This is a genomic window from Pseudovibrio ascidiaceicola, from assembly GCF_900114245.1.
GTDB lineage: Bacteria > Pseudomonadota > Alphaproteobacteria > Rhizobiales > Stappiaceae > Pseudovibrio > Pseudovibrio ascidiaceicola.
On sequence record NZ_FOSK01000013.1, the window covers coordinates 1 to 26,761 of the forward strand.

At 50.4% G+C, this 26,761-nt stretch carries 23 protein-coding genes; 4 read left to right on the forward strand and 19 right to left on the reverse strand.

What is annotated here, in order from left to right:
- From BM231_RS27235 to BM231_RS21005, 11 genes are all read right to left on the reverse strand, one after another.
- The coding region (locus tag BM231_RS27235) for a site-specific integrase (protein ID WP_208860561.1) at positions 1–362 on the reverse strand (362 nt) is incomplete at its 3' end.
- A gap of 6 nt (positions 363–368) precedes the next feature.
- Positions 369–1,190 (reverse strand): tyrosine-type recombinase/integrase, encoded by an 822-nt coding sequence (locus BM231_RS20955; RefSeq protein WP_208860552.1) that lies wholly within the window; start codon positions 1,188–1,190, stop codon positions 369–371.
- 821 nt (positions 1,191–2,011) lie between these two features.
- A complete protein-coding gene (locus tag BM231_RS20965; protein WP_093522522.1) occupies positions 2,012–2,419 on the reverse strand; it encodes a hypothetical protein in 408 nt (135 codons plus the stop codon).
- Between the two features lie 99 nt (positions 2,420–2,518).
- Positions 2,519–5,860 carry a M10 family metallopeptidase C-terminal domain-containing protein gene (locus BM231_RS20970; protein ID WP_093522524.1) on the reverse strand — a complete coding sequence of 1,114 codons (3,342 nt, stop codon included), beginning with the start codon at positions 5,858–5,860 and terminating at the stop codon, positions 2,519–2,521.
- Positions 5,861–5,992: 132 nt separating this feature from the next.
- Positions 5,993–6,322, reverse strand: a complete 330-nt coding sequence (locus BM231_RS20975; RefSeq protein ID WP_093522526.1) for a hypothetical protein — start codon at positions 6,320–6,322, stop codon at positions 5,993–5,995.
- A 482-nt stretch (positions 6,323–6,804) separates the two neighbouring features.
- A complete protein-coding gene (locus BM231_RS20980; protein WP_093522528.1) occupies positions 6,805–7,563 on the reverse strand; it encodes an iron ABC transporter ATP-binding protein in 759 nt (252 codons plus the stop codon).
- The gene (locus BM231_RS20985) at positions 7,560–8,519 is read right to left on the reverse strand and encodes an iron chelate uptake ABC transporter family permease subunit (protein ID WP_093522530.1); all 960 of its coding nucleotides are present in this window, start codon (positions 8,517–8,519) and stop codon (positions 7,560–7,562) included. The genes BM231_RS20980 and BM231_RS20985 overlap by 4 nt, the downstream gene beginning before the upstream one ends.
- The gene (locus BM231_RS20990) at positions 8,494–9,447 is read right to left on the reverse strand and encodes an ABC transporter permease (RefSeq protein ID WP_093522532.1); all 954 of its coding nucleotides are present in this window, start codon (positions 9,445–9,447) and stop codon (positions 8,494–8,496) included. The genes BM231_RS20985 and BM231_RS20990 overlap by 26 nt, the downstream gene beginning before the upstream one ends.
- Positions 9,448–9,506: 59 nt before the next feature.
- On the reverse strand, positions 9,507–10,415 hold the full coding sequence (locus BM231_RS20995; protein WP_093522534.1) for a siderophore ABC transporter substrate-binding protein: 909 nt from the start codon (positions 10,413–10,415) through the stop codon (positions 9,507–9,509).
- 156 nt (positions 10,416–10,571) lie between these two features.
- The gene (locus BM231_RS21000) at positions 10,572–12,128 is read right to left on the reverse strand and encodes an alpha/beta hydrolase-fold protein (protein ID WP_208860554.1); all 1,557 of its coding nucleotides are present in this window, start codon (positions 12,126–12,128) and stop codon (positions 10,572–10,574) included.
- Between the two features lie 108 nt (positions 12,129–12,236).
- On the reverse strand, positions 12,237–14,273 hold the full coding sequence (locus tag BM231_RS21005) for a TonB-dependent receptor domain-containing protein (protein ID WP_093522538.1): 2,037 nt from the start codon (positions 14,271–14,273) through the stop codon (positions 12,237–12,239).
- A gap of 308 nt (positions 14,274–14,581) precedes the next feature.
- Here BM231_RS21005 and BM231_RS21010 point away from each other — a divergent pair, with 308 nt between their 5' ends.
- From BM231_RS21010 to BM231_RS21020, 3 genes are all read left to right on the forward strand, one after another.
- A complete protein-coding gene (locus tag BM231_RS21010) occupies positions 14,582–15,397 on the forward strand; it encodes a helix-turn-helix domain-containing protein (RefSeq protein ID WP_208860555.1) in 816 nt (271 codons plus the stop codon).
- Between the two features lie 145 nt (positions 15,398–15,542).
- Entirely contained in the window at positions 15,543–16,037 is a 495-nt protein-coding gene (locus tag BM231_RS21015; protein ID WP_093522540.1) for a ferritin, read from the forward strand.
- A gap of 307 nt (positions 16,038–16,344) precedes the next feature.
- Positions 16,345–18,312: a TonB-dependent receptor plug domain-containing protein gene (locus BM231_RS21020; protein ID WP_093522542.1), complete on the forward strand. Its 1,968-nt coding sequence runs from the start codon at positions 16,345–16,347 to the stop codon at positions 18,310–18,312.
- A gap of 32 nt (positions 18,313–18,344) precedes the next feature.
- Here the strand turns inward: BM231_RS21020 and BM231_RS21025 are convergent, their stop codons facing one another.
- The 3 genes from BM231_RS21025 to BM231_RS21035 all read right to left on the reverse strand — a co-directional run bounded on the left by BM231_RS21025 (position 18,345) and on the right by BM231_RS21035 (position 20,266).
- Entirely contained in the window at positions 18,345–18,803 is a 459-nt protein-coding gene (locus BM231_RS21025) for a MarR family winged helix-turn-helix transcriptional regulator (protein ID WP_093522544.1), read from the reverse strand.
- Positions 18,804–18,911: 108 nt separating this feature from the next.
- Positions 18,912–19,673 carry an anti-sigma factor gene (locus BM231_RS21030; protein WP_093522546.1) on the reverse strand — a complete coding sequence of 254 codons (762 nt, stop codon included), beginning with the start codon at positions 19,671–19,673 and terminating at the stop codon, positions 18,912–18,914.
- Positions 19,670–20,266: an RNA polymerase sigma factor gene (locus tag BM231_RS21035; protein ID WP_244527201.1), complete on the reverse strand. Its 597-nt coding sequence runs from the start codon at positions 20,264–20,266 to the stop codon at positions 19,670–19,672. The genes BM231_RS21030 and BM231_RS21035 overlap by 4 nt, the downstream gene beginning before the upstream one ends.
- A gap of 25 nt (positions 20,267–20,291) precedes the next feature.
- On the opposite strand from BM231_RS21035, the gene BM231_RS21040 reads away from it, so the two are divergent.
- Entirely contained in the window at positions 20,292–21,233 is a 942-nt protein-coding gene (locus tag BM231_RS21040; protein ID WP_093522551.1) for a c-type cytochrome, read from the forward strand.
- A gap of 56 nt (positions 21,234–21,289) precedes the next feature.
- Here BM231_RS21040 and BM231_RS21045 read toward each other — a convergent pair whose 3' ends face one another.
- Genes BM231_RS21045 through bioB form a run of 5 tightly spaced genes read right to left on the reverse strand, consistent with a single transcriptional unit; the run spans position 21,290 to position 26,287 of the window.
- A complete protein-coding gene (locus tag BM231_RS21045) occupies positions 21,290–22,282 on the reverse strand; it encodes a beta-ketoacyl-ACP synthase III (protein ID WP_093522554.1) in 993 nt (330 codons plus the stop codon).
- On the reverse strand, positions 22,269–23,528 hold the full coding sequence (locus BM231_RS21050; protein WP_093522556.1) for an adenosylmethionine--8-amino-7-oxononanoate transaminase: 1,260 nt from the start codon (positions 23,526–23,528) through the stop codon (positions 22,269–22,271). Before BM231_RS21050 ends, BM231_RS21045 begins: the two co-directional genes overlap by 14 nt.
- The gene (gene bioD, locus BM231_RS21055; RefSeq protein ID WP_093522558.1) at positions 23,528–24,166 is read right to left on the reverse strand and encodes a dethiobiotin synthase; all 639 of its coding nucleotides are present in this window, start codon (positions 24,164–24,166) and stop codon (positions 23,528–23,530) included. Before bioD ends, BM231_RS21050 begins: the two co-directional genes overlap by 1 nt.
- Positions 24,163–25,302, reverse strand: coding sequence for an 8-amino-7-oxononanoate synthase (locus BM231_RS21060; protein ID WP_093522560.1), 1,140 nt, complete (start codon positions 25,300–25,302; stop codon positions 24,163–24,165). Before BM231_RS21060 ends, bioD begins: the two co-directional genes overlap by 4 nt.
- Positions 25,286–26,287: a biotin synthase BioB gene (gene bioB / locus BM231_RS21065; RefSeq protein WP_244278243.1), complete on the reverse strand. Its 1,002-nt coding sequence runs from the start codon at positions 26,285–26,287 to the stop codon at positions 25,286–25,288. Before bioB ends, BM231_RS21060 begins: the two co-directional genes overlap by 17 nt.
- Between the last annotated feature and the right edge of the window lie 474 nt (positions 26,288–26,761).

Below are 26,761 nucleotides of genomic sequence, written 5' to 3' on the forward strand. Positions count from 1 at the left end.
ATTGGATGGGCATCATGGTTCACATAGCGATTGGTGATCGTCACGTTGCGGTGGCGCAGGAGATGACTGATGAGGAAGGCGTTGCTGCCTGCTTGAGCTGCGAAGGTGCCAACCGTGTGGCGCAGATCGTGAATACGAACATCAGGAATGTTGGCATGGATGCGGATACGCTGCCATGCATTTTCAATTACTTCAATCGAAATTGGTTGTGTCGGATCTTTACAGCCGGGCAAAACATAAGGTGCCCCATCCACTCTTGGAATAACAGAGAGGATGTCGATGGCACTGCTACTTACCGGATGAGGTTTACGTTCATCCCCTTTTCTTGAAGGTAGTGCAATCGTGGCCAGTTCAAAATCAATATGCTCTCATTTCAGGGTTGCGATTTCACTCAAGCGCGCACCGGTGTAAAGGAGCAAACGTAAGCAATAAAGAGCTCTCGGGTTTACAGGTGTTGCCCGCTTTGCAACATCCTTAGGCAAGTGCTTGGCTGTGTCCTTCCCGGCTTTTATAATCCAGGGAAGACCTTCATGTTTCGCTAGTTCAAGAGCCTGCCCCAGTCTTTGCAACTCTTCCTCTGATAAAAAGCGATCACGCTCGGTTTCCTTGTAACGCTTGACCAACCGAACCGGGTTGCTGTGCTCAGGCCGTAGTCCCCATACTTCAGCAAGATTGAACGCCTTTGATAAGACCGCCAGAACTTGATTGGCTTGACGAGGTGTTGCTCTCAACGCGTGGTGCAGCTTTGCAATATCCTGTCGTCTGACAGAGCTGAGTTTCATGAGCCCCAATCGTGAACGAACACACCGCTTAAGAAGACGCTCAATATCTTTCATTGTCTTAGGCTTGTTGTGAACTTGCACATGTTTACTCATATAGAGATCAAGGAGCACATTCACTGTGGGAGCAGTTCGTTTGTTTTCCCGCTTTAAGAGGGGATCATCTCCGTTACGGACTGTTGCCAACACATTGGTCGCCAAGTCTCTGGCTTGATCTGGGGTTAGCTCACCATATCTGCCAAGGCTCATACGACGAGAGCGGCCTTCATGTGTGCGATATTGTACAATGAATGTTTTTGCACCGCTCGGCATCACTTGAAGACCAAAGCCTTTGAGCTTGCTATCCCAGAGGATTTGTTTTTTGCTTGTTGGCTTTACCGCATCCACCGTTCGCTTCGTTATGTTTGGCATAGACACACCTCTCTCGCTGACGGCTCCTGACAGGATCCACCACACCTACGAAAATGTCAGTTGAAATACGTTCCCGATTGCTGCTGTTTCTGACGGCCTGACAGCTTGTGACGACCTTTAAGGTTTTCTTTTAGGACCTGTGTAAAACAGCGTCCAAACCGTCATAGGTCAAAACCTAGCTGCTTACCGTTCTGTGTCAGCACTATGTCAGCAAATGTATGAGATTGAGCGCGAAAAGCAAGGTAGGACAGAGCAAATAATTTTCTACAACTATTTGATTCATAGTAATGAATCGCTCTTCATCGCAAATGAGCGTTCTGTACTGAAGTGCCTTTTAATCAGTAGGTCCACGGTTCGAACCCGTGCGGGCTCACCATTTAACCTCATGGTATATGAAGAGGTTTAGCAAAGCTCCCTCCCGGGAGCTTTTTGCTTTTGTACCTTGTGTCAGCACGATGTAAGCAAATGACAGCGCTCGACAACCGCACACTACCCTTCTCAGGTCCATCAACAACCTTCTCAAATTCCAAGAAGAGCGCTGAACCCTATCGCTTATCGTTGGCATATGAGTAATGCAACTTTTCTCTACAGTTTGCACCATTTCGCTCAACCTCACCTCCAAACCAATACGCTTGGTCATAGTTCGGCCCTCAGATCGATACATCTACGATTACAAATGTGATTGTACAGATCGGTCTGTGAGCACTTAGAGCAAGTACCCGTATAATTTGCACTGAGTTCAGAGAGATGTCCTCATCCATAGGGCGAGCGCATTATTCTATTTGGAAAGAAACGCTAAGCGTAAGACCAACAGTGACTTATTAATACATAGCCTCGTAGAGCATTACATCTACAGGCTTATCGTCCTTAATCTTCGTGCGGCCTTCAGCGAGGAGCCAGCCGTCGGGGCGTTGGAGTTGGGCTATGATCCGGAGTGTGGGCGAGGTCTGGATATTAGCGGGGCGTGTGACGGAAAAGGCGATATTTTTTGATTTGCCTGTGCTTTTGAGATGGGATTGGGAAGTAAGTTCGCGCTTACTGTCCTTGATGGCAGTGTCTTCGATGTAGATCTTGATTTGGCCTTTGGGAATTTCTGTATCACCTGCGAATGTGAGCGTACCGCGGATATCTGACGCTTGCGCTTCTGTGGTCTTCGAGACGGCTCCGGTTCCGGCGACCAGTAGACCGGCTGCCAACAAAGCTGCACTACGATTGATCAGAGGCTTCATTCTTTTCCCCTTTGGATTACGCCATCAAAACGGTTTAGAGGCATAAGTAGCTATGAAGATAGCAAGAGGGGAGCACGGGAGCCCCCCTCCTGTAAGTTATCAGACAATAACGAAGTCATCTGCAGAAAGTGACAGACCAGTCTGCAACTGTGCAAACTGAATTGCACCAATGTCTCCTGAACCATCTGCATCATACAGCAAAGCACCGCTGTCGCTGTCGTAGATGATGCGGTCAGCAGCATCCTGGCTAACACCTGCAGCACTCATGTGGAATGCAGTCAGATCAAGAGCGCCAGTGCCACCCAGTTCAGCAAAGATACCATTGTCGAGAAGGATCAGATCCTCTCCAACACTGAAGTCTTTGATCTTGTCGACATTGTCGTTGCCAAGCTCTGTTGAGAAGCGGAAGGAATCTTCACCTGCGCCACCAACCAGAATGTCTGCACCAAGGCCGCCGTCAAGGAAGTCACTACCTTTTCCGCCGTAGAGCTTATCGTTGCCAGCTTCACCCGGCTGAATTGGCTCAGGCGGGAACTCAACTGATACGTTGAGTTTGTAGGTAGAGCCCTCTGGCACTGCTTCTGACCAACCATCACCTGGAACGTCCGGTGACCATGCACCCTCCAGAATGTAATAGGTACCGGTTTCTTCAACAACGAAGACTATGCTTGAATCGCGGTTGCTTGTAGAGCCGGGATCTCCGCCACCATCATCGTTTTGTTCGACAATATTACCATCAGCATCGAGCAGTCTGACCCAGCTGTCATGGACGTTTGGATCTGCTATACCGTCGATATCGATTGTAATGGTCGTACCTGCAGCAAGCTCGATACCATAGTATCCGCCCTGGCCATTTCCGGTCGCATTAACTGTTGTATGAAGAACAGTTGTTGAATCGAAGATGTCAGGATCTTCAGTCAGAGAGAAGTTATTGGAGATATCGAATGCAGTTGCGATTGAGTTGTTCGTCGCATCTGGACCAAGCGTTGCGTACCCTGTACCCATGCCTGGGCGTGGGATAGGTTCACCTTGATCAGCGAAGTCACCGAAGAGGACATCATCGCCTTTGCCACCGCGAAGAACATCGTTGCCACCCTGACCAGTTAAGGTATTAGCAGCATTATCACCCTTCATGCGGTCATTATGTCCAGAACCTGAGAGGTTCTCGATCGAGATGTACGTGTCACCTTCTGACTTACCGCGTCCCAGATTGAGATTGACACCGCTGGTTGCGTCGGAATAGTCCGCAGTGTCACTGCCGCGACCACCGTTCAGGACGTCAGCACCTTCGCCACCGGTCAGAATGTCGTTACCTGAACCGCCAGAGAGTTCGTTTGTCTGGTCGTTGCCAATGAGGTGATCATCGAAGAAAGACCCGACAACGTTTTCAACGTCGACGATAATATCATGCCTGATGACTGTGCCTCGTCCTACAATCTGAACTGGACCATCTGCGTCGCCACCGCGTGCTGTGCCGTTGGCAAGGTCAACCGTTACTCCTTCAGAACTTCCAGAGTAAACGACCGTGTCAATGCCTTCGCCACCGTCAAGATAATCCTGACCGGAACCGCCGATGAGCGTATCATTGCCTTCATCACCGTACAGCAGGTCACCATCATTACCGCCGTCGAGGATGTCATCGCCGCCGCCGCCGTTGAAGACGTCGCCGCCGCCACGACCCCAGAAATGGTTGTTGTCGTCTGTACCGATGAAGCGGTCAATACGGTCATCAGAGCCGATCAGGTTCTCGATGCTATAGAACGTGTCACCTGATGCAGTACCACCGCTGGCAACATTGGTTTCAAGATTGACAAGCAGCTGGAACGGGCTTTCATGGCTGTAGTCCACTGTGTCAACGCCGTCACCACCGCGGAAGATGTCAACACCATCCTGACCCATCAGTGTGTCGTCGCCGTCGCCGCCATCGAGGATGTCGTCACCAGCACCACCAAAGATGGTATCGTTGCCGCGACCACCATAAAGCACATCATTTCCGTCATCGCTTTCGGTCTGATCTTCAAGATCTTCGAATGCGATGGTGTTGTTGATATCACGGCTCGCCAAAGAGTCACGACCACCAATGATAAGGTCATCACCATCAAGACCAAAAATCGTGTCGCCACCAGCTCCACCCTCAAGGGTGTTGTTGTCTTCATCACCAAAGATGAGACTGGTCAGAGAATCGCCGGAATCCGTTGAAGTGTCATCTCCACTGTCAGTGACTGGCTCGGTTGGTGTACCGCCCACGTAGATGATGTTTTCAACGTTCTCGACTTCGCCAAGGTCCAGATCGCTGTTCAGCACAATGATCGTATCGTTTCCGCCATCGGCTTCTTCTCGCACGATATCATCAGCGGAGTCGACGAAGTAGACATCGTCTCCTTTGCCACCAGCCATTTTGTCAGCGCCACCGCGACCGTCCAGAACGTTGTCGCCATCGTTACCGATCAGGATGTCATCGTAGTTACTACCGATGCCATTCTCAATGTAGTATTCGGTTTGATCTGCATTATGGCCGGCAAAGATAGACACATTGTTGCTGTGCCCATTAACACTGGAGAACTGTCCGGCACGCAGGTCAAGGATCGTGCCTGCGGTTGATCCAGAGAAGTCAATGGTATCAACACCGCCGGTATCGTGGATAGTAAATCCGATATCGTGCTGCATGCCAGAGGATGTTAGCTCATAGCCATACTCTGTGCTGTTGAAGCCGTACGTGTTGTCACCTGTGTTGAGATCGATCTTCTGGTAAGTTCGCGCACCATCCTCGTCGACTTCGGAGAAGAAGCGACGGATGGTGGCTTCGATATCCGCCATCAATGGCGTGGAAGCTGACCAGCGGGTTGTTTCTCCAACGTCAATGCCATCGAAGTAGGACATAACGCTGTATTGCTGACGATCATAAATCCAGGTCGCATTGTTCAGATAGTTAATCTGAACGCCTCCAGGGCCGCTGTAGTTATAAAGACCAGGGTGATTCAAGCCGAATTCATGACCGAACTCATGGATGAAGCTGTCAAAAACATAACCGCCGATGTCTGTTTTGTTAGGTTCTGTATCGTGGAACTTCTGACCGATACTGACAAAGCGATTGCTTGAGAAAGCGCTACCGTCGCTTTGCTCGCCTATTGCAGGGCTAACAACCTCCATCCACTGTGTTTCAGAGTCGAATGGCACATCATCGACAATTTCAAACTGGAGAGGAGTAACAGCAGACCACACCTCCAAAGCGCCGATAGCCGCTGCCTTGTATTCCGGGTAATCATTCAGTCCGCTGACATTGATCACCAGCGGCTGTGCTGCGATCTCAGGTGTCAGGCTGCGAGGCAATGCGCTGACGTAATCGATATAAGCTTCGTAGTCTTCACTTTTACCAAACGGATTATCTGGCGTTTGGTCATTAACCCACCACTGATCGTTGGGTTGGTTTGAATTTGGCATCTTTGTCTCTCCCGTTATACAAAGTTTGGGTGTTTAATGCTGCTTGGTTTTATGGTGTGGCCAATTAAAGCCTGACATCGCATGCACTAATGCATTCAATGGCATTGAAGAATGACTGAAGGGATTGATTGGCTAAGAGGCTATGAAAGCTAATGCTTGAGGCGTTTTTTGCTTGAAGGTTGCCCTAGATCTTGCAGTAGTGAATGCCTCAGAATGAGCTCGACAAGAGCTGATTAGACTGTCCGAATTTGAAGAAACCAGACTGAGTAAAAGCGTGGGCTTCAATCTGCAAGCAAGAGCAATACTGGCTGCATAAATGCTGCCGCTAAGAGGTTCCCAGAAGTTTTCTGTGCTGTCGGTTCCTCCCAAGAACCGGCTAGCGATGCTGCCAATTGCAACCCGCAAAGAACGTGTGTGCTTATCGATACCTTCGGCAAGAAATTCCTCATAGTAATCAAACATTTCGACAGCCCCAAGTTCAGGTGAAGTGCCGTCCCCTCAAGAGCAAGCACAATCAGAATTCTTTTGGTTCTTCAATGCTTTGTGTAGATTTAACCTAAGCACACTGCATGCAGTGCTAGAATTCTTTTTTAAATGAGGTTTAAAGTCAACGCCGTTAAAGATGATAATTTTTAAGTTACCAAACGTAATGCTAAAATATTTAATCAATAATACGATAAATTACTTTATCGCTATTTCATGCGACTCGGTTTAATCATTGCCAATCTGAGGTTGTGTAATAATTTGAATATAACCAGTTTGCGGTTTATCAATGATCTTGAGGAAATTTCACGTTCAGGACATTAGTGACCCTTGCAGCACATTTTATTGTTCGCCTCAACTATCCTACTTTGATGCTGATTGTTAAAATTAAAACAGAGGTGGATCAGTGTCAGGTAGCGCCTAAGCGAGTACAGTGCGCAGTCAGTCGCTGCGGGCCAACCTCACAAATGGTGCAAGGCCACGAGTTGATCTTGGTGTTGGGTGACTGTGATTTTCATCGAGTAGAGCGTTTGGAGGGCGTTTGTTTCCAGAACGTCTTGTGGGGGGCCGTGGATGGCGAGGGTGCCGTCTTTTAGGGCAATGATTTCGTTGGCGTAGGCTCCGGCGTAGTTGATGTCGTGGAGGACGATGACAAAGGAGCGTTTGCCTGTATCGGCTATTTCGCGCAGGCGCTTCATGAGGCTGCGTGCATAGTACATATCGAGATTGTTAAGAGGCTCATCCAGTAGGAGGTATTTGGTCTCCTGACAAAATGCCATGGCGACCAGTGCACGTTGTTTTTGGCCTCCGGATACCTCATCAATGAACCTACCGGACATATCTTGCAGGTCAAAGTAATCCAGCGCTTCCTCTACCGCTCTATGATCTTTGGCTGTCGGGCGACCTTTGTGGTGTGGGTAGCGGCCAAAGCCAACAAGGTCCCGCAGAGACATGCGGCTGCTGAGTGCGTTGTCTTGCCTTAAAATCGCGAGGGTCTTCGCGAGTTCTCTCGTCGGTGTTTGAGACACTGAGTGGCCATCAAACATGATTGAGCCGGTCTGTAGTGGCTGTAAGCGTGCCATGAGCGATAAAAGCGTAGACTTCCCTGCCCCGTTGGGCCCAATCAAGGCTGTGATCCCGCTCTCTTTTATGGATAGAGAGATGTTTTGGAGGATCTTACTCTTCCCGTAATTATGAGAAACACCATTAATTTCAATCATCTCATTTTTCCTCGAAAGAGAAGCAGCAGGAACAGAAGGCCGCCGAAGAATTCTACGGTAACGCTCAAGGTGGATTGGCTTTTCAAAATGCGTTCAAAGACTGTCTGGCCGCTGACGAGAATGAGAGCGGCAATTAGCATTGAGGCTGGAAGCAAAATAGCGTGGCGGTGAGTGTTCATGATGAAATGTGCAAGGCTTGTCACCAGCAGGCCAAAGAAGGCGACAGGGCCGACCAGAGCCGTTGAGACAGAAACAAGTGTGGCAACGAGCACCAGAACGACAAAACTTAACCGTTCATAGCTCACACCTAAATTGATTGCATTGCTGCGTCCCAGTGCAATGACGTCGAGCGTGTATCTGAGCCGCCAAATGATAAGGCAACATGCTGAGACGAGAAGGATGCCGAGGCCCAGCAAGTCTTTGTCAACGCTGGAGAACTGGGCGAAGCTTGCACCTTGTAAAATGGCAAAATCATTCGGATCGATGATCCTTTGCAGGAAACCTGTCAGACTTCGAAACAACACTCCAAAGATAATGCCCACCAAAACCATTCGGTGAAGGTCTTGCCTACCTTTTCCCATCACTGTTGAGAAGAGCAATACCGCTGCGAGCAGCATAACGCCGATTTCAGCTAGAAACTTGATTTGTCCGTCAAGGGCCACGTAGGTGAACCCGCCGAGCGTGAATACCAGCAGCGTTTGAACAAGCAGGTACAAGGCGTCAAAGCCCATGATGGAAGGCGTTAAGATGCGGTTTCCACTGATGGTCTGGAACAGTAACGTCGCAACAGAAATTGCGACTGATACCAGCAAAAGTGCAAGTAGTTTTGTTCCACGGAAGACCAGCAGGAAACTCCAACTGCCTTTGGCACCAAGGGTCATGAAAGCGATGCAAGCAAGTGCCAGCAAAACGCTCAGGATGATGAGCTTTTTAGCGTGCATGAGCCGGTCTCGCATACAACAGATAGAGGAATACGAAAGACCCTATAACACCCAGCACTGTGCCAACTGGTATCTCATAGGGGAAATGAACCAGACGCCCGATAAGGTCGCACATAAGCACTAAAAGCGCGCCGAGGACGGCAACCCACGGCAAACTGGCGCGCAGGTTATCGCCCATCAGACGACGGGCGATATTTGGTACAACCAGTCCGACAAACGGGATCATGCCCACTGTTACAACAACCAAGGAGGTTGAGAGTGCCAGAATGAACAGGCCGACGATCACCACTTGCTTGTAATTAAGGCCCAGATTGATGCTGGCGTCTTTGCCCATGCCGATGATGGTGAACTGATCGGCAACAACATAAGTGAGGATTGCCAGCACGCCGCAGAGCCACAAGAGCTCATAGCGGCCGCGTAAGATGCCGGAGAACTCTCCGCTCATCCACGTCCCCTGAAACTGTAGCATTTCTGTCTGAAAAGCGATGAAGATGGTCAAAGCTTCAACGATACCACTGAAAATCAAACCAACGAGTGGCACAAGCAAAGGAGATGTTACCGGCAATCTGGAGATCATCGCAAGAAAGACTGCCATGCCGATCATCGCTGTTACGGAAGCAACAATCATCTTCACGATCAGCGGGCTGCCCGGATAAAGCAAAGTGACGAGCAAAATGCCCAGTGCTGCGCTTTGGGCTGTGCCGACGCTGGAGGGCTCCACAAAGCTGTTTCGGGCGAGCATTTGCATCACAGCGCCTGAAACCGCGAGGGATGCGCCTGTCAGGATAACCGCTAATGTGCGTGGTATTCGACTGATGAAAAAGAGGTCAATGTTCTGAGGGCTTTGCCACCAATCAGAGATGGCAATCTCTTTGACACCGACAAATAAACTGAAGCAGGAAAGTGCGAACAGAGCGACGATAGCAACGCCGATGTTTTTCATGGGACACCAAGGAAATGGCTAGAGCTGAGCAACATGTGCCCAGCTCTTGGCGAGAACGATTATTTATTGAAGGCTTCGATCAGCTGTTTGAAGATGCGCGTGGTTGCCTGATAACCACCTTGCGCAATGTAGGTTGCGGCTGGATCAAGGTAGATCACTTGCCCTTTCTTCCATGCTGCTGTGCTAGCCACGAGTTCATTATCCAGAACCTGGCGCGCGTTTTCAGCATCACTGCCGATTGCGGTTGCACGGTCCATCACCAACAGCCAGTCTGGGTTAGCCTTTTGAATGTACTCGAAAGACACTGCTTCACCATGAGAAGCGACTGCAACCTCAGCCATTGCTGGTTCAATTTGCAGTTCGTCATGGAACCATCCAAACCGGGAACCCGGGCCGAATACAGAGGCCTTGGGGCCGTTGGTAAGAACAAACAGAGCCTTACCTTTGCCTTTAACCGCTGCCTTCACTTGTTTTAGCAAGCTATTGTAATTGCGGGTAAGTTCGGCAGCTTCATCTTGCTTGTTGAAGATCTTACCGTAGGCTTCCAGGTGCGCAAGCAGTGTTACTGAAACTTCAGAGGAACTTGGTGTCATGTCAATGGTTGGTGCAAGCTCAGACAACGGTTTTGCTTGCTTACTGGAGCGGCCACCAACGATAATCAGCTGAGGTTCAAGCGCATTGATTGCTTCAAAGTCTGGCTCAAAGAGAGTTCCGATGACATCTGCCTCAGACTGAACACCATCAAGATAGTCGACATACATTTTGTTGACGACGCCTGCCGGCTGGACACCCAAAGCGTTGAGGTTGTCGACTGCTCCGATATCAAACACGACCAGGTTTTTTGGTTCAACAACGACGCTGGCTTTGCCATTTGCGGTGTTGATTTCGACCTGTTCTGAAAGGGCTGGAGAAGCTGCCAGAGCAAGGCAAGCGAAAGCGGCAACTGATCTCGTTACGCGATGAAACATTTCTAACTCCGTTGGATAGATGTCTCATGGCTTGGCGTCAGAGCCTGGCTGTTGAGCTTTGTTTCTATCTAAAATCAAAAAATGAGGAAGTCCAACAATACCTGAGGTTTACACTCAGATATTTATGCAGTTGCATCTAAACAGGTTCCGGATGCGTCATGGCCCGTCCTTCCCAATCAGGTGAATAAGACCATCACTGAGGATGGTTTGCCACGAGAATAAGTCATGGCCCGCAGCGTAGGTTTCCAGCTTCACCTGATAATTTTTAGCAATCAGAACATCTCTAAGATATTGGTTGGAATAAAGTATTCCAACTCCTCGACCGGCTACACTTTTCTCAAAGAGACCTGCACTGAGGAAAAAACGGACATCTTGGCGAGGGGCATTAGCAACAAGGCTTGCGACGTAATTCTCGTTATTATTCTCTGAGTACCAATAGGATCCAGACATGGAGAGTACGTTTCCAAAGTGCTGTGGGTAGCGCAGAGCGATGGTGCTTGATGCAAGTCCACCAAAACTGGAACCTGCCAAGATGGTTCTTTCTGGCGCTATGGATGTGCCAAGTTCCGCCTGCGCAAATGGCAGTAGTGTCTCGGAGATAAAGGCAGCGAACTGAGCGTTGTTGGGGAGCTCAACGGTTCGTGTTTTAGAATCTATGTGAGATATGAAAATGGCAGCTATTGGCGGAATTACACTGTCTGCGACCATGTTATCCAAAATATCTGGAACTGAGACACGGCCATTATAGTGTTCTGAATCAAACATGATGAGCAACGGAGCGGTTGCTTTAGATGCTTCATAGCCTTCGGAACGATATAGCCAGATATCCCGTTTGTTCCCAAGGGCTTTACTCTCAATTTCATACTGCTTGATCTGGCTTTTTGCGACTACCTGATCACCAAGGAAACGAGGAGATGCTGCTTCTGGTAGCAGAACTGTTGAGTGCTGATTGTAGGGATCGATTGCATCAGCAGGCCAAGGATGTTTGTTGAGTGGATCTGCTGCCAGAGTTGCCAGAATTGCTCTGCGGCGCTCCACCCATGTGCCTGAAATCACGGGCACATCAATAGCCAGTTGATAGGAAAGACGAGTGGTGTTTGGAACGATGAATGACTTGAACCAGACATCACTGCCTGTAAGTCGCTCAAGTTCCTCATGATTGCTTGTTGGGGCACCAAGAAGACGGACGCCGGTTTTGGCACCTCTTGCAAGGAATGTCAGGATGCTTTCGCCATTCCCGTTGTCTTCGATCAACGGTGTGCCTTTCTGCTCGACCTCTGTCCAGAAGGTATCGGTTGAACTGCCTGCTCTTAGTTGATCTGCAAGGTGAGAAAGACGCGGGCTAAGATATTTGATCTGTTGGGATTCCTGGTGTCTAATACTAACTTGTTTGATGACCGAGAGTGTGAAGTTTCCAGTTTCAATCGCGGATACCTTGAGGCTTATTGGAGCATCACCAGCGACCAACAGGAATGGTGCACGTCCGGTGTTGGCAGAGACAAACCTGCGTATATGAGCGCCGGTCAAACGATCAATACTGTCCAGATTGAAGCGGCCCGAATCCACTCGCCAACCAAGTTGGACGTAGTCCCCTGGTTTTGCTTTCAGCTCAAAGGTCTCCTCGTGACCTTGTTGAAGAAAACGTACTTCAGCCGGGGTGTCCGCTTTTGAAAGTTCGAGTGTGAACCCTGACGATACACTTTGAGACATCATAAAAACGATCAACCCAATTAGAGTTTTCCTGAGTGAAAACATAGCGATACACCTATACGTATTGAAGGTGGACGTGGGTCCACCTCCCTGCCCTTTCATCATTGGAAATCAGAAACGAGTGGTGCCTGAGATGAAATAGCGGCGACCATCGACATTGAACTCATCCCAGTCTGTTTTCAGGATCTGATTGTCTGCAATGTTCAGCACGCCAGCGCGCAATGTGAAGTTCTCGGTTATGTCATAGCGGCCTGTGAAGTCTGCTGTGATGTAACCATCTACTTTGCGGGCAAATGCCATGTCTCCATTGGCCGGAACTGAAGTGTATTGCTCGCCTACGTAATTGGCAGATAACGCAAAACTGAGCTTTTCGTTGAAACTGTAATCCAGTTTGATGTTTGCAGTATGCTCTGGCTGGAATGCAAGTGGAGCATCATTCGCGCTTGTATTTTTCGCGTCCAGATAGGTGTAGTTGGCAGAGACTGTTAGCTCGTCTGTTGGATGCAGTGTCAGGTTGGCCTCGATCCCCATTGTTCGGGCTTCTTCAATGTTCTCAAACTTGAAGATCGGTTTGCCATCTGCGGTAAGGCCAACATAATTCGAATAGGTCTGAGCAACAGTTACATCTGCTATTCTGGCAGGTGGAAACTGGATCATGTCTTTGATCGTATTATGGAAACCGGTTATGCCAGCACTCCATTTTGCTTCGTTATATTTAAAACCAGCCTCAAAGCTGCTGCCAACTTCCGGATTTAAATCTTCTGCCCCTCCAAGAAAACAACTGCCACCGCAAGAAACTTGGTTCCAGTTTGGGGACATCTGCAGCAGGGTTGGTGCTTTGAAGGATGAGGACCAACCGCCTTTGAATGTCAGGGCTTGTGTGAGGTGATAAACGCCGTAAATGCGAGGGCTGGCATTCCAGCCGAATTTTTCGTGTTTGTCCAGGCGCCCTCCAAGTGTCACCTCAAAATCTTCAGTGATTTCAAGGCGATCTTCAACGAAAGCTGCGGCTTGCCAGAGGGAGTTGTCTGAACCACCCTCGCCTACAAGGACATACTTGTCTTCGAGGGATTGATGTTGGTAAGTCGCGCCGACGGTGATGAAGTTCGGGACCAAGAGGTCTGCATCAAAGCTGACTTTGCCGTCTCCGTTAAAGTTGTAGGCTGTGTTTGGCATATCGACACCAGCGGTGTTTCCGTGGCCGTAGGAATTGTCGATCCGGTCACCAAAGACACGTAGTTCTGTCTCACCAAATTCGTAGGACCCATGATGAGTTATCCCCGCTGAATACCTGTCCAACGTGGTCTTATCGTGCGTGCGTTTGCTGTAACCTGCGTTGAAATCAACGGAATTTTGTTCGTTTACGTCCCAGGTGACCGTCGTATCAAGGTGTTTGTTATCACTTTTGGCGAACCCTGCATTGGCTCGTCCGCTTGGGCTGTCAGGATTCAAGCTGCTTGAATCTTTGCGGCGGAAATCCCAACTGCCGTAAGTTCTCATGAAGAGTTTGTCTTTGAGGATTGGACCTGAAAGATTGAAGCCCGTACGGCCATAATCACCGGATTTGCGGTTCTCCTGAAGGGTATATTCGTTGGTAAGTGAGCCGTGCCATTCCTCAGTTTCCTTCTTGGTGATGATGTTGACAACACCGCCAATTGCATCGGAACCGTAGAGCGAGGACATGGGACCGCGAACGATTTCAATACGTTCGACCGCTTCGAGAGGAACCCAGCCGGAATCGTAGTCGTTTCCGCGGAACGCGTTTGGAGCAGAGGTGACGCGTTTTCCATCGATCAGGAACAACGTGTAATTTTCGTTCAGACCGCGGATCTGCACTTTGTTGAGATTGCCAGCTCTGTTGAAAGTGAGGCCTTCTACACTTTCCAGAAGGGAACGAACGTCTCGAGCGCCCTGATTTTCCAAGTCTTCTGCGGTGATAACGGAGATACTTGCAGGCGCGTTCTTGTAGGTCACTTCAGAAGCTGAGGCTGTGACGACCACTTCATCCAGCAGTTTATTCTCCTGTGCGGACGCCATTGAAGCGCAAGTCAGCGCGGTTGAAACCAATAAGAGGTTTAGTGCGTTCATTTGCGTTTTTTGCGTAAAACGGGCGTTCTTAAGTGCTCTATCAACGTCGCGGCTAGACATCGAGACATTCTCCAATCGTATCCGCGCGACAGCACAGCACCATGAGCGCTCGCATTACGTAGCAAGCACTTTGGGCACCTCTTTACCGAGATGTTCATGAGCTGGAAGGTCGCGCTGGACTTACTTCATTTATACGAAGTTTTAAACTTGACTTCAAAACTCATAATATATTTATGAGGGGGTGTTCGTCGATTGGAAATGCATTGGCGCGTGCGCCAAAAACATATTCATTCGCGCCAGTGAAAAGTCAGGGGGCACTTTACGTGCAGATTGAGCAGCAGATCCGAGTCAGAGTCCTGGATGAGACTATGGGCCACCATGAACATGACGGTCTGGTGGAACTCTCACCTATTTTCCAGATTTTCATTTATCTGGAAGGTCAGCAGCAATTTTACATTGATGATGTCTATTTTGATCTGGATGCCGGGGATCACGAAGCACCCAAACCTCAGGCGCTGCTGTTCAACCTAAGAAAACCTGCCAATCTGCGCTTGAAGCCGAGTCAAGCCGGTCACTCCTTGCGCAAGGTCGGCATCGCCGCTCAACCGGACTGGTATGGTGCAATTGGTTTTCAGGCCTCTGCTCTTTCTGAGGAAGTGCGGAGCTTTATGAATGGCCATCTGAACTACTTCATCTGGCAGCCAGATGAGCGCATGGTGGACTGTGCTGCGCGAATTTTGGCTATGACCGATGATGAGGCTGACGAAATCAGCGGGCTACAAAGGCAAGCCGAAGCGTTAAGCCTGATGTCTCAGAGCTGCGCGCATTTGCAAGGGGCGGTACAGGCCGAGAAGCCGGAAGCGGACAGCCAATTACGGATCAAAGGATTGAAGGTGCGCGAGTTTCTGCTGGAGCATCTGGAGGAAGACCTTTCGATCGAGCGGATCTCCAAAGAAACGGGCCTCAGCAAACGCAGCATTCAGCGCCACTTCAAAGATAAATACAATCTGACAGTCTCTGATTTCATTCGCAAACAACGTTTGGAGAAGGCCCGGCAAGCCATCAATAAAGGCGGCATTACTGTTTCTGAAGCTGCCTATATGGCGGGATATAACAGCCCGTCCAGCTTTAGCAATGCCTTTAAGCGGGTCTATGGCTCAGCGCCGAAGACCTGGCGAACATAGAACATGAGCTCGCGAAATAGGCATTTCTGAAACTGCTAATCACTTGCAATTGCTAAGATAATTCTTCTCAAATTGACTTTAGTCAAAGCGAATAGTTTGTAGCTCTTCAAATCTGTCTCCACAAAATTACTGATTGGAGAATCCGATGAAGCTCAACACAAAAGTCGCAGAAGCTCTTAACCAGCAAATCAATGCTGAGCTGAGTGCCTCTTACGTCTATCTCGCTGTGGCTGCTTATTTTGACTCTATTGAGCTGCCAGGTTTTGCAAAGTGGTTCCGTCTTCATTCAAAAGAAGAAACTGACCACGCAATGCGGATTTACGACTTCATCGTAAAGCGCGACTCTCGCGTTACACTGGAAGGCATACCCGCTCCTACTGTTGAATTTGATTCAGCAGAGGCTGCTATTGAGTTGGCCATGAAGATGGAAGTGAAGGTCACAGCGCAAATCCATGCTCTGTTTGATCTTGCTCATGATGAAAAGGAATACGGCACACAAAATATGCTGCACTGGTTCCTTGAAGAGCAGATTGAAGAAGAAGATCTGTTCCGCCGTGTTCTTGACCAAGTGAAAGCTGCTGGTGATGACCGTTGGCACCTGCTGACACTTGATGATCAGATGGGCCAGCGCCAGGCTTAAATCTCTTTTTATTGTAAAGCCCTCGCTATACTTTTAGCGGGGGCTTTTTTTGTTTTGTGCGCGGTGATGTTTGGACACCCCCTGTCAAATTCGGCAGATACACACAGATCAAATTTTAATGAGAAACACATAACACATTGCATTTTATGGTGATTTCAGTTCAGCGATCAAATCGCACAGGTATATACATATAGATGCACTTGCATCTATAATTGCGCTCCAATATACCCTCGCGCATAAACATGAGTAATTATCTCATATTTGATTCGCCGTAGGTAATACGGCCAATATGCGGGTGGGGATCCTAATGAAGAAACTTCGGTGGCGTTTGCTTGTTTCCGTTTGTGTTTTAAACGGCGCTTATTTTTCTATCGGGGCTGCAGCACAGGATAGTGTGGATGCCAGCGAGGAGCTGGACCCTGTTGTTGTCTACAGTTTCAACAATGACCGCTTTGCAGTGGCTGCAGACAGAAACACCTCAATCTACGTTTCAACTCAAGCGATTGAAGCCGCAGAGATGGGCGATCTTCGCGATGTGTTTGCTGAGAATGCCTCAGTAACGGTTGGTGGCGGTATCCCGATTGCCCAGAAAATCTTCGTCAATGGTGTGGATGCTCTCAACCTGAACATGACCATTGAAGGTGCGATGCAAAACAACCGTGCGTTCCACCATGTGACAGCTAATGCCATTGATCCAGCACTGTTACGTGCGGTGCGTGTGGATGCGGGTGTTGCAGCAGCTGATTCTGGACCAAATGCTCTGGGCGGTTCGATCGCCTTTCAGCTGATTGACGCACTGGACCTGCTGGAAGATGGCGAGACCATGGGCGGCAAAGCCACGTTGAGCTTCGATACAAACGGCAACACGTTCTCCCAAGCTCTGACTGGCTTTGCGGAGCACAACGGCTTTGATATTCTGGCCTTCGCTAAAAACGCCAAGGGGCAGGACTACACCTCTGGCGGCGACTGGGAAATCCCGGGAACCGGAGCAAACTTGCAGACCGGCCTACTCAAAGCCGGCTACTCCTCAGAGAGCGGACACCGGTTTGAGATTTCCGGTATGATGCTGAAGGATAAGGAAGAGCGTCCTTATCGTGCTAACTTTGGTGCTTTCAAAGGCACTTCACCGACCCGCATTTACGATACGATGCGTAAGAGCTTCTCGTTCCGTTATGAGCATTTGGAACCTACGGACCTTTATGATCCAGAGATCGTGCTTGGCTTCAGTGAGAGCAACATCGATGTGGAGGAGAGCAAAGGGACTTCCAACACTTTGAATGGCAAGCTGGCAAACACCTTCCACTTTAATGATGTGACCAGCTTCACGACTGGCGTCGATTTTTATCGTAAGACCTCCCAGTTCGAAGACTCAGCCCAAGATCCGACAGAGACTGCCAATAACTTTGGTGCGTTTGGGCAAGTTCGATCAGAGGTACTCTCCGGCCTTGAAGTTTCCGTTGGTGCGCGGGTGGATCATCAAAGTTTTGAAGGTATTTCAGAGTTTGATGCCAGAGCGACGGGAGCGAGCGGCAATGCGTCCGTCTCCTATGAGCTTGTAGACGGTTTCAAGCTGAAAGCGGGATATGCCAATGTGTTTGGTGGATACGCGCTGGAGGATAACTACCTCTTCTGGACTGACTGGAACTACGCACAGTTCAAGCCGTCACGCTCTCAAAACGTTACAGCAGGGTTTGAGTTTGAACGGCAAGGCCTTTCTTTCTCCGGCAATATTTTTAGAACCGAGATCAAGAATGCTCGTGGAGAAGAGCAGATCAAAACACCTACAAAGGTTTACCATGTTGTTTCTAAAGACGTGACGACAACAGGCTTTAACCTTGCTGCGGGCTATCAGTGGCAATCCGGTTTTGCCAGGTTGACCTACTCCTATACCGAGGCTGAGGTGGAAGGCAGTCATGCCAGTTCATATTCTGCATTGGATCTGGCTGCACCTTTGGGGCAAGTCCTTGCATTCAATGTTTCTCATCGGCTGGATGATTATGATCTGACCATTGGCGGTGATATTCAAGGGGCGTTCGATTATGACACCGGAGCAACCGGAGATTCAGATCGAACACTGGAAGGCTATGCGGTTGTCGGGTTGTTTGCGGAATATGAACCAGAGCAGATTGATGGTTTGAAACTTCGTGTTGAAGCGAACAACATTTTTGATGAGGATTACTCAGACCGGGGAACCTATGGGGGCGATTACAACGTTATTGGCACTCTGAAGGAACCGGGGCGTTCCTTTAGCCTTACGGCAAACTACCGGTTCTAGGAAACGTGAGGGTCGCTTTTTAGCGGCCCTTTTTATTCGTAGAGTTTGGTCAGCAGTTTGAAGAGTTCAAACGCCTCTTTTTTGTTGAGGCGCGTTCCGACTTCCTGCTGGATGATTTTGAAGTAATGCGGCCAGATTTCCTCGTGAGCATGAGCGGCCTGAGGTGTCAGGAAGATCAGGTGCGCGCGGCCATCCTGTTTATCGGGGCGGCGCTCAATCAGCCCCTTCTTTTCCATACGGGCGATGTGCCGTGACATGCTGAACTGTGCCATGTGCAGGTGCTCTTGCAAATCAGCGGCCTTGGCCCCCTGCTCTCCGGCACGCTCAATCTCCAGCAGAATTTCGTACCAGACCGGATTATCAATGCCATGTGTTCGCAAACTGCGTTCAAAGCGTGGGTAAAGATAGCGGTGGGCGCGCATCAGGTGAAACCAGACACGGCTTGCAAGCTTGTCTTCAGCCTCCGTTTCAATCTCGTCGTATGTCTTCATCAATGCAAAGTCCCAATCAGCAATCTGAAAGACCTAGCATACTGATAACACTTGCGCCGCCCGCTCTGGCAGATACTGACAGAAAGATTTGCGAGAGGCTCTCTTTATCTACAATACGCGAGAGTGGATTTGCTTGGCGACCGTATCGATGCGGCTTTGGTTTTGGCCGCCAATGACGAGGTAACGATAGCCGTTTCCGGTCCAGTCAGCTGAGGCCATGCCTTTGAGGCTGGTGGATTGCATGGAGGTTCCGGCAGCATCGGTGTCTTTGAGGATGCAGAACGCAACCGGAGCGCCGTTGGGGTCAGCAAAAACGATCTGGATGAGTGGTGCGCCTTCGTGGCCCAGAACCTGCGTTCGCAGTAGTTTTAATCCGTCCAGGTCATTGAGGTCTGAAAGGTTCAGCTGCTGCCCCACGACGGTTGAAGCTGCAACAAGCTCCTGTTTCAACTCGTGTTCAGACCTGTCCAGAGATGCAATTGTCTCTTTGACATAAAGCGCCTGATAACTTGCGACTTCCTGACGCCAGTCTGGAGTGTCATCTGCCCAGTATATGAGGCTTGTTCCCATGGCCAGCCCGACCACAAGCGTTGCTGCGCGGCCCCCCCATGTACGGACAAAGGATGGAGCGGATGCATGATCGTTTGCAGCTGTTGGCTGTGCGAAGATCTTATGTTCCAGCTCTTTCAGGTGATCTGTTTCAGGGATTTCTGCGAAGCCTTGTTGAACGACGGGGCGCAGGCCTTCAAGTGCCAGCAGGCGTTGTTCCAGGATTGGGTCGTTTTCCAGATCCGCTTCAATTTGCTGCGCGGTTTCAGGGTCTAAAGAGCCAGCTAGATAAGACCGTAGGTGTTCGTCGGGGTATGTCATGCCAGCTCTCCTTTCTTCATCTGACTGGCTTGTTCCTGTTGTAAAGGAGCAAGCGTTTTACGGGCTGCAGATAAGCGACTCATAACCGTGCCAATAGGAATACCTAAAATTGCGGCTGCTTCGCGATAGGTGAATTGCTCTACGAAGACAAGTTCCACCACTGATCGCTGACCTTCTGGCAGTCGCATCACCTGTTTAAACACTTCAGCTGCGAAAATATTCGTTTCAGGTGATGGAGACGGATCAATCAGGTTGGATTCGATGGCGGTGTCGAGCTGTCCGGTCTTTCTCAGGTGCTGGCTGCGCATTTCGTTCAGCCAGATGGACCGGCAAATTGTCATGGTCCACGCGGCAAAGTTTGAACCTGCCTGAAACTGGCTTTCACGTTCCAATGCCCGCAGACATGTAGCCTGCACCAAATCGTCGGCCAGATCCTTCTGCCCTGCAAGGGAAAGTGCAAAGCGCCAGAGTCGAGGCATGAGGGTGATTAGGTCACTTTGAAAACGTTTCTGATATTTTTTTCCAAAATACATCGAATAAAAGCCAGCTGTCGTGTGTTTCTCAATTGATAGCAACCAAAAATCGTCAATCACATCAAATCACGAAGGCGACATACCTATGGTAAAAACCTTTTTCCGCACCTCCGCGATGCTTTTACTGTTGTCTGGCAGCGCCCTTGCACAAAACTGGACCGTGGACAGCGACAACTCACGGCTTTCTTACGGGACCATCAAGAAAAACTCCGTGGGTGAAGTGAACAGCTTTGAGAAACTCTCGGGCTCTGTCTCGGAAGATGGCAAGCTGCAATTGAAGATCGATCTGGGGTCTGTTGAGACCAACATCGATATCCGCAATGAACGAATGCGCCAAATTGTGTTTCAAAGCATCGGGTCTGCTGATCTGACTGCACAGCTGGACGCTGCTGAGCTGAGCCAGCTCGCGGTTGGTGCAACCACTGTTGTTGATCTGGAAGCCACTCTCAATTTGCTGGGCACTGAGATCCCGGTGGAAACGGAAGTTTTCGTAGCGCGCATTTCCGATAGCAAAGTTCTGGCGACCACCAATGACATGGTGTTTTTAGGAACTGAGGAAGCGGGCGTGAACGCGGGCGTGGATCAGCTGAAAACACTTGCCAAGCTGAATGGGATTACACGGACGGTGCCGGTTACTCTTCGCCTTATGCTGACAACAGAGGGAAAGCAGGCCGCAGCTGAACCAGTTGCCGCTCCTGCTCCGGTTCAGGTGGCGTTTGCGGGTGATGTGAAGGCGGGGAAGAAAGTTTTTAAGAAGTGCAAGGCGTGCCACAGCGTGAAGGAAGGGCAGAACAACGTTGGCCCGAGCCTACATGGTGTGATTGGCCGTCAGGCAGCTGCTGTTGAGGGCTTCAAATATTCCAAGGTCATGGCAAACGCCGATGTAACCTGGGATACAGAGTCTCTGACCGAGTTTCTCACTAAGCCGAAGAAATTCTTGCCAAAAAACCGTATGGCATTTGCCGGTTTGAAGAAGCCAGCAGATATCGAGAATCTGCTGGCTTATCTGGACAGCACATCAAAATAGCTGCGGTTTGATGCGCTCGCGCCCGCTCGTCTTTCCACCACGAGTGGGCGCATTTATTACATGCCGATCAACAAAGACCCGCTGACGAAACCTGCGCCAATGGCAGACAATAGGATTTTGTCGCCCGCCTTATAGCTTCGATTTTCCCGACACTTGGAGAGGCTAAATGGGATAGTGGCTGCAGAGCTGTTGCCGTATTCCCCCAGGGTCATCAGCGTTTTATCTGCGTTTATTCCAAAATTGGTTCCGACAGCCTGAATGATCCGAGAGTTGGCCTGATGGGGTGCCCAGTGGTCTACCTCCGACGGTTTGACGTCCGCCTGCCCCAGAATTTTCATTGCTGAGTCAGTAAGCGTGTTGACCGCTTTGGCAAAAACCGTCTGCCCGCCCTGCAAGCTCATCAGATATTCATTGGGGTCCATATCCGGTCTGTATGGAGTGCGACTGCCTCCGCCGGGGATCTTGATGAGATCGTAATAAGCACCATCAGATGCCAGATCTGCAGCAAGGATACCCTGTTCTTTGTGTGCTGGTGGCAGAACCACAACGGCACCAGCGGCATCTGCAAAAAGCACGCGGCTGGCCCGTTCTGCCGGGTTGATGCGACGGCTTAGGATGTTGGCTGCGACCACGAGAACCGCAATGCCTTGCGCCTTGGCATAGGCATCCGCCATGGCCAGTGCGTAGAGGAATCCTGCGCAAGCGCCTGCCATATCGATACCGCCGGAGTTTGGCAGCCCTAGTTTGTGCACGAGCAGAGGTGCTGAGGGTGGCAAAAGATGGTCTGGTGTGCTGGTTGCCAGCAGTGTCAGGCCGATTTTAGCAGGATCAATACCTGAATCTTCAATGGCCATTTGAGCTGCTGGCAGGGCGATGTCTGTCAGCGCCTGGTCTGACGAGACATAGCGGCGCTCGCGAATGCCTGTACGGCGTTCGATCCAGCCTTCTTCCAGTCCCAGATCGTGCTCGATTTCCGCATTCAGTACGCGGCGTTCTGGTGCGTAATGTCCGAAGCCGATTAGTCCGCCGCGGTCCTTAAAGGAGTTCATCAGCAGCCTCAGCTATTGCGTCGTAGATCTGGTCAATATCGCCTTGAGTGACGCAGTATGGCGGCATGGAATAGAGTGTGTTGCCAAGCGGGCGCAGCAGCAGGTTCTTTGACTTGAAGAACTCATAGAGGCGCGGACCGACGTCAGACAGATATCCGTGATCCTTCACGTTGATATCCATGGCGGCGATGGTGCCGGTTTGACGGATGTTGGTGAAACGGCCATCGTCTTTGAAGCGTGCAAGGCCTGCGGATTGCATTTGCATGAGCTTTGCTATGCGGTCATAGACGGGCTCATTCTCCCAAATTTCCAGATTGGCGACAGCAGCGGCGCAGGCGATTGGGTTTGCTGTGTAAGAGCTGGAATGGAAGAAGGTTTTGCTTCTGTCCATGGAATAATGCTCATCGTAGATCGCGGAGGAGCACATGGTAACGGCAAGTGGCAGAGAACCACCCGTCAGGCCTTTGGAATAGCACGCGATATCTGGTGTGATTTGGGCGTGCTCACAAGCGAACATCTTGCCTGTACGGCCCCAGCCAGTCATCACCTCATCAGCGATGAACAGGACGTTATGCTTCTTGCAGACCTCATAAAGCGCCCGCAGGGTTTCAGCGGAATACATCAGCATTCCGCCAGCGCCCAGAACGAGTGGCTCAACTATGAAGGCTGCGACATCGCCTTGCACACAAAGCTTTTCCAGCTCATCAATTGTAGTCTGCTCATTGCCTGCAGTTGGGAATGGCACTTTGGCCACATCAAACAGCAGCGGATTATAAGGCTGGTTGAAAACGCCACGCTCGCCAACGGACATGGTGCCGATGGTATCACCGTGATAGCTGTTTTCCATGACGACAATGCGTTGGCGGTTTTCGCCCAGATGGTGCCAATAGCCGAGCGCCATCTTGAGTGCCACTTCCACGCTGGTGGAGCCGCTATCTGAAAAGAAGACATAGTCCAATCCGTGAGGCGTGCATTTGAGCAGCTGCTGCGCAAGGCGCTCTGCGGGCTCGTGGGTATGGCCTGCAAAGATCACCTGATCCAGCTTCTCAGCCTGTTCCTTGATCGCGCCAATAACATGGGGATGGCAATGGCCGTGGGTTACGACCCACCAGGAGGCAATGGCATCAAGCAGCTTTTCACCGTCATCCTTCGTCAGGTAAGCGCCAGAGCCGCCTGTTATCTTGGCCATTTCCGTCAGCACAGCATGCTGGGTAAAGGGATGCCAGATTGGTGAGTGCTTAGACATTATACGTTCTCCCCGTTTTGCAGGCAGAAGTCTTCCAGGCGGAAATTCTCTGCAAACGCTGTTCTTATTGTTTCTGGGGTGATTTGTTTCAGCAGTGGCAAGCGCCCAAGTTTTTTGACACCTGCATACTCTGCGATCGTACGCTCAGAATCTGCCACTTCCTCACCGATAAACACGATGCCGAGCAGATTGCAGCCACGTGCTCGCAGCGCTTCAATGGAAAGCAAGCTGTGATTGATGGTGCCAAGGCCAGTGCGAGCGCATAGCACAATTGGTGCCTGCCATTTTTTGAAGAGATCAATATACAGCGTCTCCCGTGTGAGCGGCACCATGAGGCCACCTGCCCCTTCAACAACGAGCGGTCCATCGACCTGAGGCATTGTCAGGCTCTCCGTGTCGATCAGGACATCTTCTGCTTCGGCTGAAAAATGCGGAGATGCGGGAACCTGCAAACGGTATGTCTCTGGCAGTGCTTTACAGCCCGTCAGACGCACCACAGCCTGTGTGTCGGTTTCTTCTTCCTGTCCGGATTGAACGGGCTTCCAGTAAGTGGCGGCCAGTGCCTGTGTTAGCGCTGCAGAGAAAATTGTTTTGCCGATACCGGTATCAGTTCCGGTAACTACGATTGGTTTTGTCATGACGGAACAAGGTCCATTTCTTCAGCAAGCGCTTCAAACATGCTGGATACATCTTGCTTGCTTGCATGCAAGGTCAACGCAATTCGTAAGCGGGATGTGCCCCGTGGTACAGTTGGCGGGCGAATGCCGCGGATATCAAAGCCGCGTTCCTGCAGTGCCTTTGCAATCTGCATCGTGCGTTTGTCATTGCCAATAAGGAACGGAAGAATATGCGTTCCGCTGCCCTTTTGTCCGCACACACGGTTCATCTCAGCATTTGCATGGGCCACGAGGTCAGCAAGCTGGTCACGTCGTTCTGGCTGATCCTGCACCAGCTTTAGTGAGGCACGCACGATGGCTGCGACCAGAGGCGATGGCGCGGTTGCATAGATGAACCCGCGCGCGCGGTTGATGAGATAGTCGATCAGAACAGCAGGTCCGCAAACAAGTGCGCCTGAGGCTCCAAGAGCTTTGCCGCAGGTATGGAGCGAAATGACGTTTTCGCGGCCTTCAAACTTCGCTGCCAGGCCTTTGCCGCCCTCACCCAGCACGCCTGTTGCATGGGCTTCATCAACCAGCAAGAATGCATCGTGTGTGTCTGCAAGGTCCATCAGGTCCTTGATTGGAGCCTGATCACCATCCATGCTGTAAAGGCTTTCACAGGCGATCCAGATCCGCCCGGTTTCGCCTTGTTGGCGCCACTGGGCAATGCGTGCTTGCGCATCCTCAACCTGATTGTGCTTAAAGGCCATGGACTGGGCAGCGCCCAGCTTCATGCCGTCATGGGCACTGGCGTGGATGAGGCTGTCGTGCAAAACAAGGTCGCCCTGCTGCGGCAGTGTTGAGAACAGCGCCACATTGGCGTTGTATCCACCACCGAAGAACAGAGACCGTTCTGTGTTGAACAGGTTTGCTGCTTCCAGCTCAAGGGCTTCATGCTCCGGGTCATTGCCACGCAAGAGACGTGAGCCACCAGCACCCAGACCGACACCACGCGCAAGCGCATGTTCTGCCGCCAAACGCAATTCTGGCGCTGTTGTCAGCGCCAGATAGTCGTTGGATGAGAAATCGCAGCCATACGCTTTGAGCAGAGAACGGGACCTGCCCCGTTCTGCCAGACGCTCTAGCGCTCCTTGATGCTTATTCAGCAGGCTCATGCTCAGCCGCACAGCTTTTCAGCCCCATAGGGCGGATACCAAGGCGTTTGAACAAAGCTGCATCCTTGGAGTCTTCCGGGTTGTCTGTTGTGAGCAGCGTGTCGCCTTTGAAGATGGAGTTTGCTCCGGCAAAGAAACACATTGCCTGCGTCTCATCAGACATTTCTGTCCGGCCCGCAGACAGGCGAACATGAGATTTTGGCATCATGACACGCGCAACAGCAATCAGGCGAACGAAGTCAATCGGGTCGACTGGCTCAGCATCCTGAAGCGGCGTGCCTTCAATTGGGATAAGCATGTTGATCGGCACACTGTCCGGATGCTCTTCCAATGTTGCCAGAGAAACCAGCATGTCGAGGCGATCCATGTCTTTTTCACCCATGCCGACGATGCCGCCAGAACAGACTTTAATGCCGGATTCCTTGACCAGATTCAGAGTATCGATACGATCAGAGAACTTGCGGGTTGTAATAACCTCGCTGTAGTAGCGCTCTGAGGTGTCGATGTTGTGATTGTAATAATCCAAGCCAGCATCTTTGAGGCGCAGAATTTGCTCAGGCGTCAGCATGCCGAGCGTCATGCAGCTTTCCATGCCAAGATCTTTGACACCTTCCACCATCAATTCAATGGCGCGCATGTCGCGATCTTTCGGAGAGCGCCAGGCGGCGCCCATGCAATACCGGGTTGCGCCGCCTTCTTTCGCCTTTTTGGCTTCTTCAAGCACCATTTGCACTTCAAGCATCTTTGAGGCGGAGAGCTCGGTGTTGTTGCGAGCCGACTGGCTGCAATAAGCACAATCTTCCGGGCAACCGCCTGTCTTAATGCTTAAGAGCTGGCTTTGCTGGACCTCATTGGGGTCAAAATGCTCGCGATGAACGCAGTGAGCTTTAAACAGCAGGTCATTAAACGGCAGGTTGTAAAGAGACTCAGCCTCTTCACGCGTCCAGTTCGTACGAATGTCAGATGATTTTTGCACGCAGTTCAACTCGTTGATTTCCCCTAGGGCGTGTTTTGCCGTCAAATACAGCAAAAATGTGGCGTGCACAATGATCTATTAGAGGAATTTATTAAAACTGCTGCTGATTGAACACCTTACATCCCCTCAGTTTTGCTGGGATTTGGAGCATTTCAAAACTGCGGAGTTTATTTGGTTGGATCGACCTGGAATAAATAGCTGCACAACTCAAAAGATGAGATGCATTTGCTCATAAAGCGCCAGAATGCAGAAAACCGTTCGCTTTTGAGAGCGTTGATTTCTGTTTTGTGATTTTCGGGAAGAAAAAGTGGCGATCCCTGCAGGACTCTGGCGCTTTTTCTATGACAATGCTTATTCGATTTCTGATGGAAAATAATCTATTTAATTCAACTGGCTATAGCATTGTCAGTACCCAAAAGCATGAAAGCGGTCTCCAAAATGTTACGGGATTTGTTACGGGATTTGTTACGGGAAACGGTAGCT

Bases quoted from the DNA above. Each gene is read 5' to 3' on its own strand.
- BM231_RS20955 (WP_208860552.1), bottom strand. From the start codon at position 1,190: ATGCCAAACATAACGAAGCGAACGGTGGATGCGGTAAAGCCAACAAGC.
- BM231_RS20965 (WP_093522522.1), bottom strand. From the start codon at position 2,419: ATGAAGCCTCTGATCAATCGTAGTGCAGCTTTGTTGGCAGCCGGTCTA.
- BM231_RS20970 (WP_093522524.1), bottom strand. From the start codon at position 5,860: ATGCCAAATTCAAACCAACCCAACGATCAGTGGTGGGTTAATGACCAA.
- BM231_RS20975 (WP_093522526.1), bottom strand. From the start codon at position 6,322: ATGTTTGATTACTATGAGGAATTTCTTGCCGAAGGTATCGATAAGCAC.
- BM231_RS20980 (WP_093522528.1), bottom strand. From the start codon at position 7,563: ATGATTGAAATTAATGGTGTTTCTCATAATTACGGGAAGAGTAAGATC.
- BM231_RS20985 (WP_093522530.1), bottom strand. From the start codon at position 8,519: ATGCGAGACCGGCTCATGCACGCTAAAAAGCTCATCATCCTGAGCGTT.
- BM231_RS20990 (WP_093522532.1), bottom strand. From the start codon at position 9,447: ATGAAAAACATCGGCGTTGCTATCGTCGCTCTGTTCGCACTTTCCTGC.
- BM231_RS20995 (WP_093522534.1), bottom strand. From the start codon at position 10,415: ATGTTTCATCGCGTAACGAGATCAGTTGCCGCTTTCGCTTGCCTTGCT.
- BM231_RS21000 (WP_208860554.1), bottom strand. From the start codon at position 12,128: ATGATGTCTCAAAGTGTATCGTCAGGGTTCACACTCGAACTTTCAAAA.
- BM231_RS21005 (WP_093522538.1), bottom strand. From the start codon at position 14,273: ATGTCTAGCCGCGACGTTGATAGAGCACTTAAGAACGCCCGTTTTACG.
- BM231_RS21010 (WP_208860555.1), top strand. From the start codon at position 14,582: ATGGGCCACCATGAACATGACGGTCTGGTGGAACTCTCACCTATTTTC.
- BM231_RS21015 (WP_093522540.1), top strand. From the start codon at position 15,543: ATGAAGCTCAACACAAAAGTCGCAGAAGCTCTTAACCAGCAAATCAAT.
- BM231_RS21020 (WP_093522542.1), top strand. From the start codon at position 16,345: ATGAAGAAACTTCGGTGGCGTTTGCTTGTTTCCGTTTGTGTTTTAAAC.
- BM231_RS21025 (WP_093522544.1), bottom strand. From the start codon at position 18,803: ATGAAGACATACGACGAGATTGAAACGGAGGCTGAAGACAAGCTTGCA.
- BM231_RS21030 (WP_093522546.1), bottom strand. From the start codon at position 19,673: ATGACATACCCCGACGAACACCTACGGTCTTATCTAGCTGGCTCTTTA.
- BM231_RS21040 (WP_093522551.1), top strand. From the start codon at position 20,292: ATGGTAAAAACCTTTTTCCGCACCTCCGCGATGCTTTTACTGTTGTCT.
- BM231_RS21045 (WP_093522554.1), bottom strand. From the start codon at position 22,282: ATGAACTCCTTTAAGGACCGCGGCGGACTAATCGGCTTCGGACATTAC.
- BM231_RS21050 (WP_093522556.1), bottom strand. From the start codon at position 23,528: ATGTCTAAGCACTCACCAATCTGGCATCCCTTTACCCAGCATGCTGTG.
- bioD (WP_093522558.1), bottom strand. From the start codon at position 24,166: ATGACAAAACCAATCGTAGTTACCGGAACTGATACCGGTATCGGCAAA.
- BM231_RS21060 (WP_093522560.1), bottom strand. From the start codon at position 25,302: ATGAGCCTGCTGAATAAGCATCAAGGAGCGCTAGAGCGTCTGGCAGAA.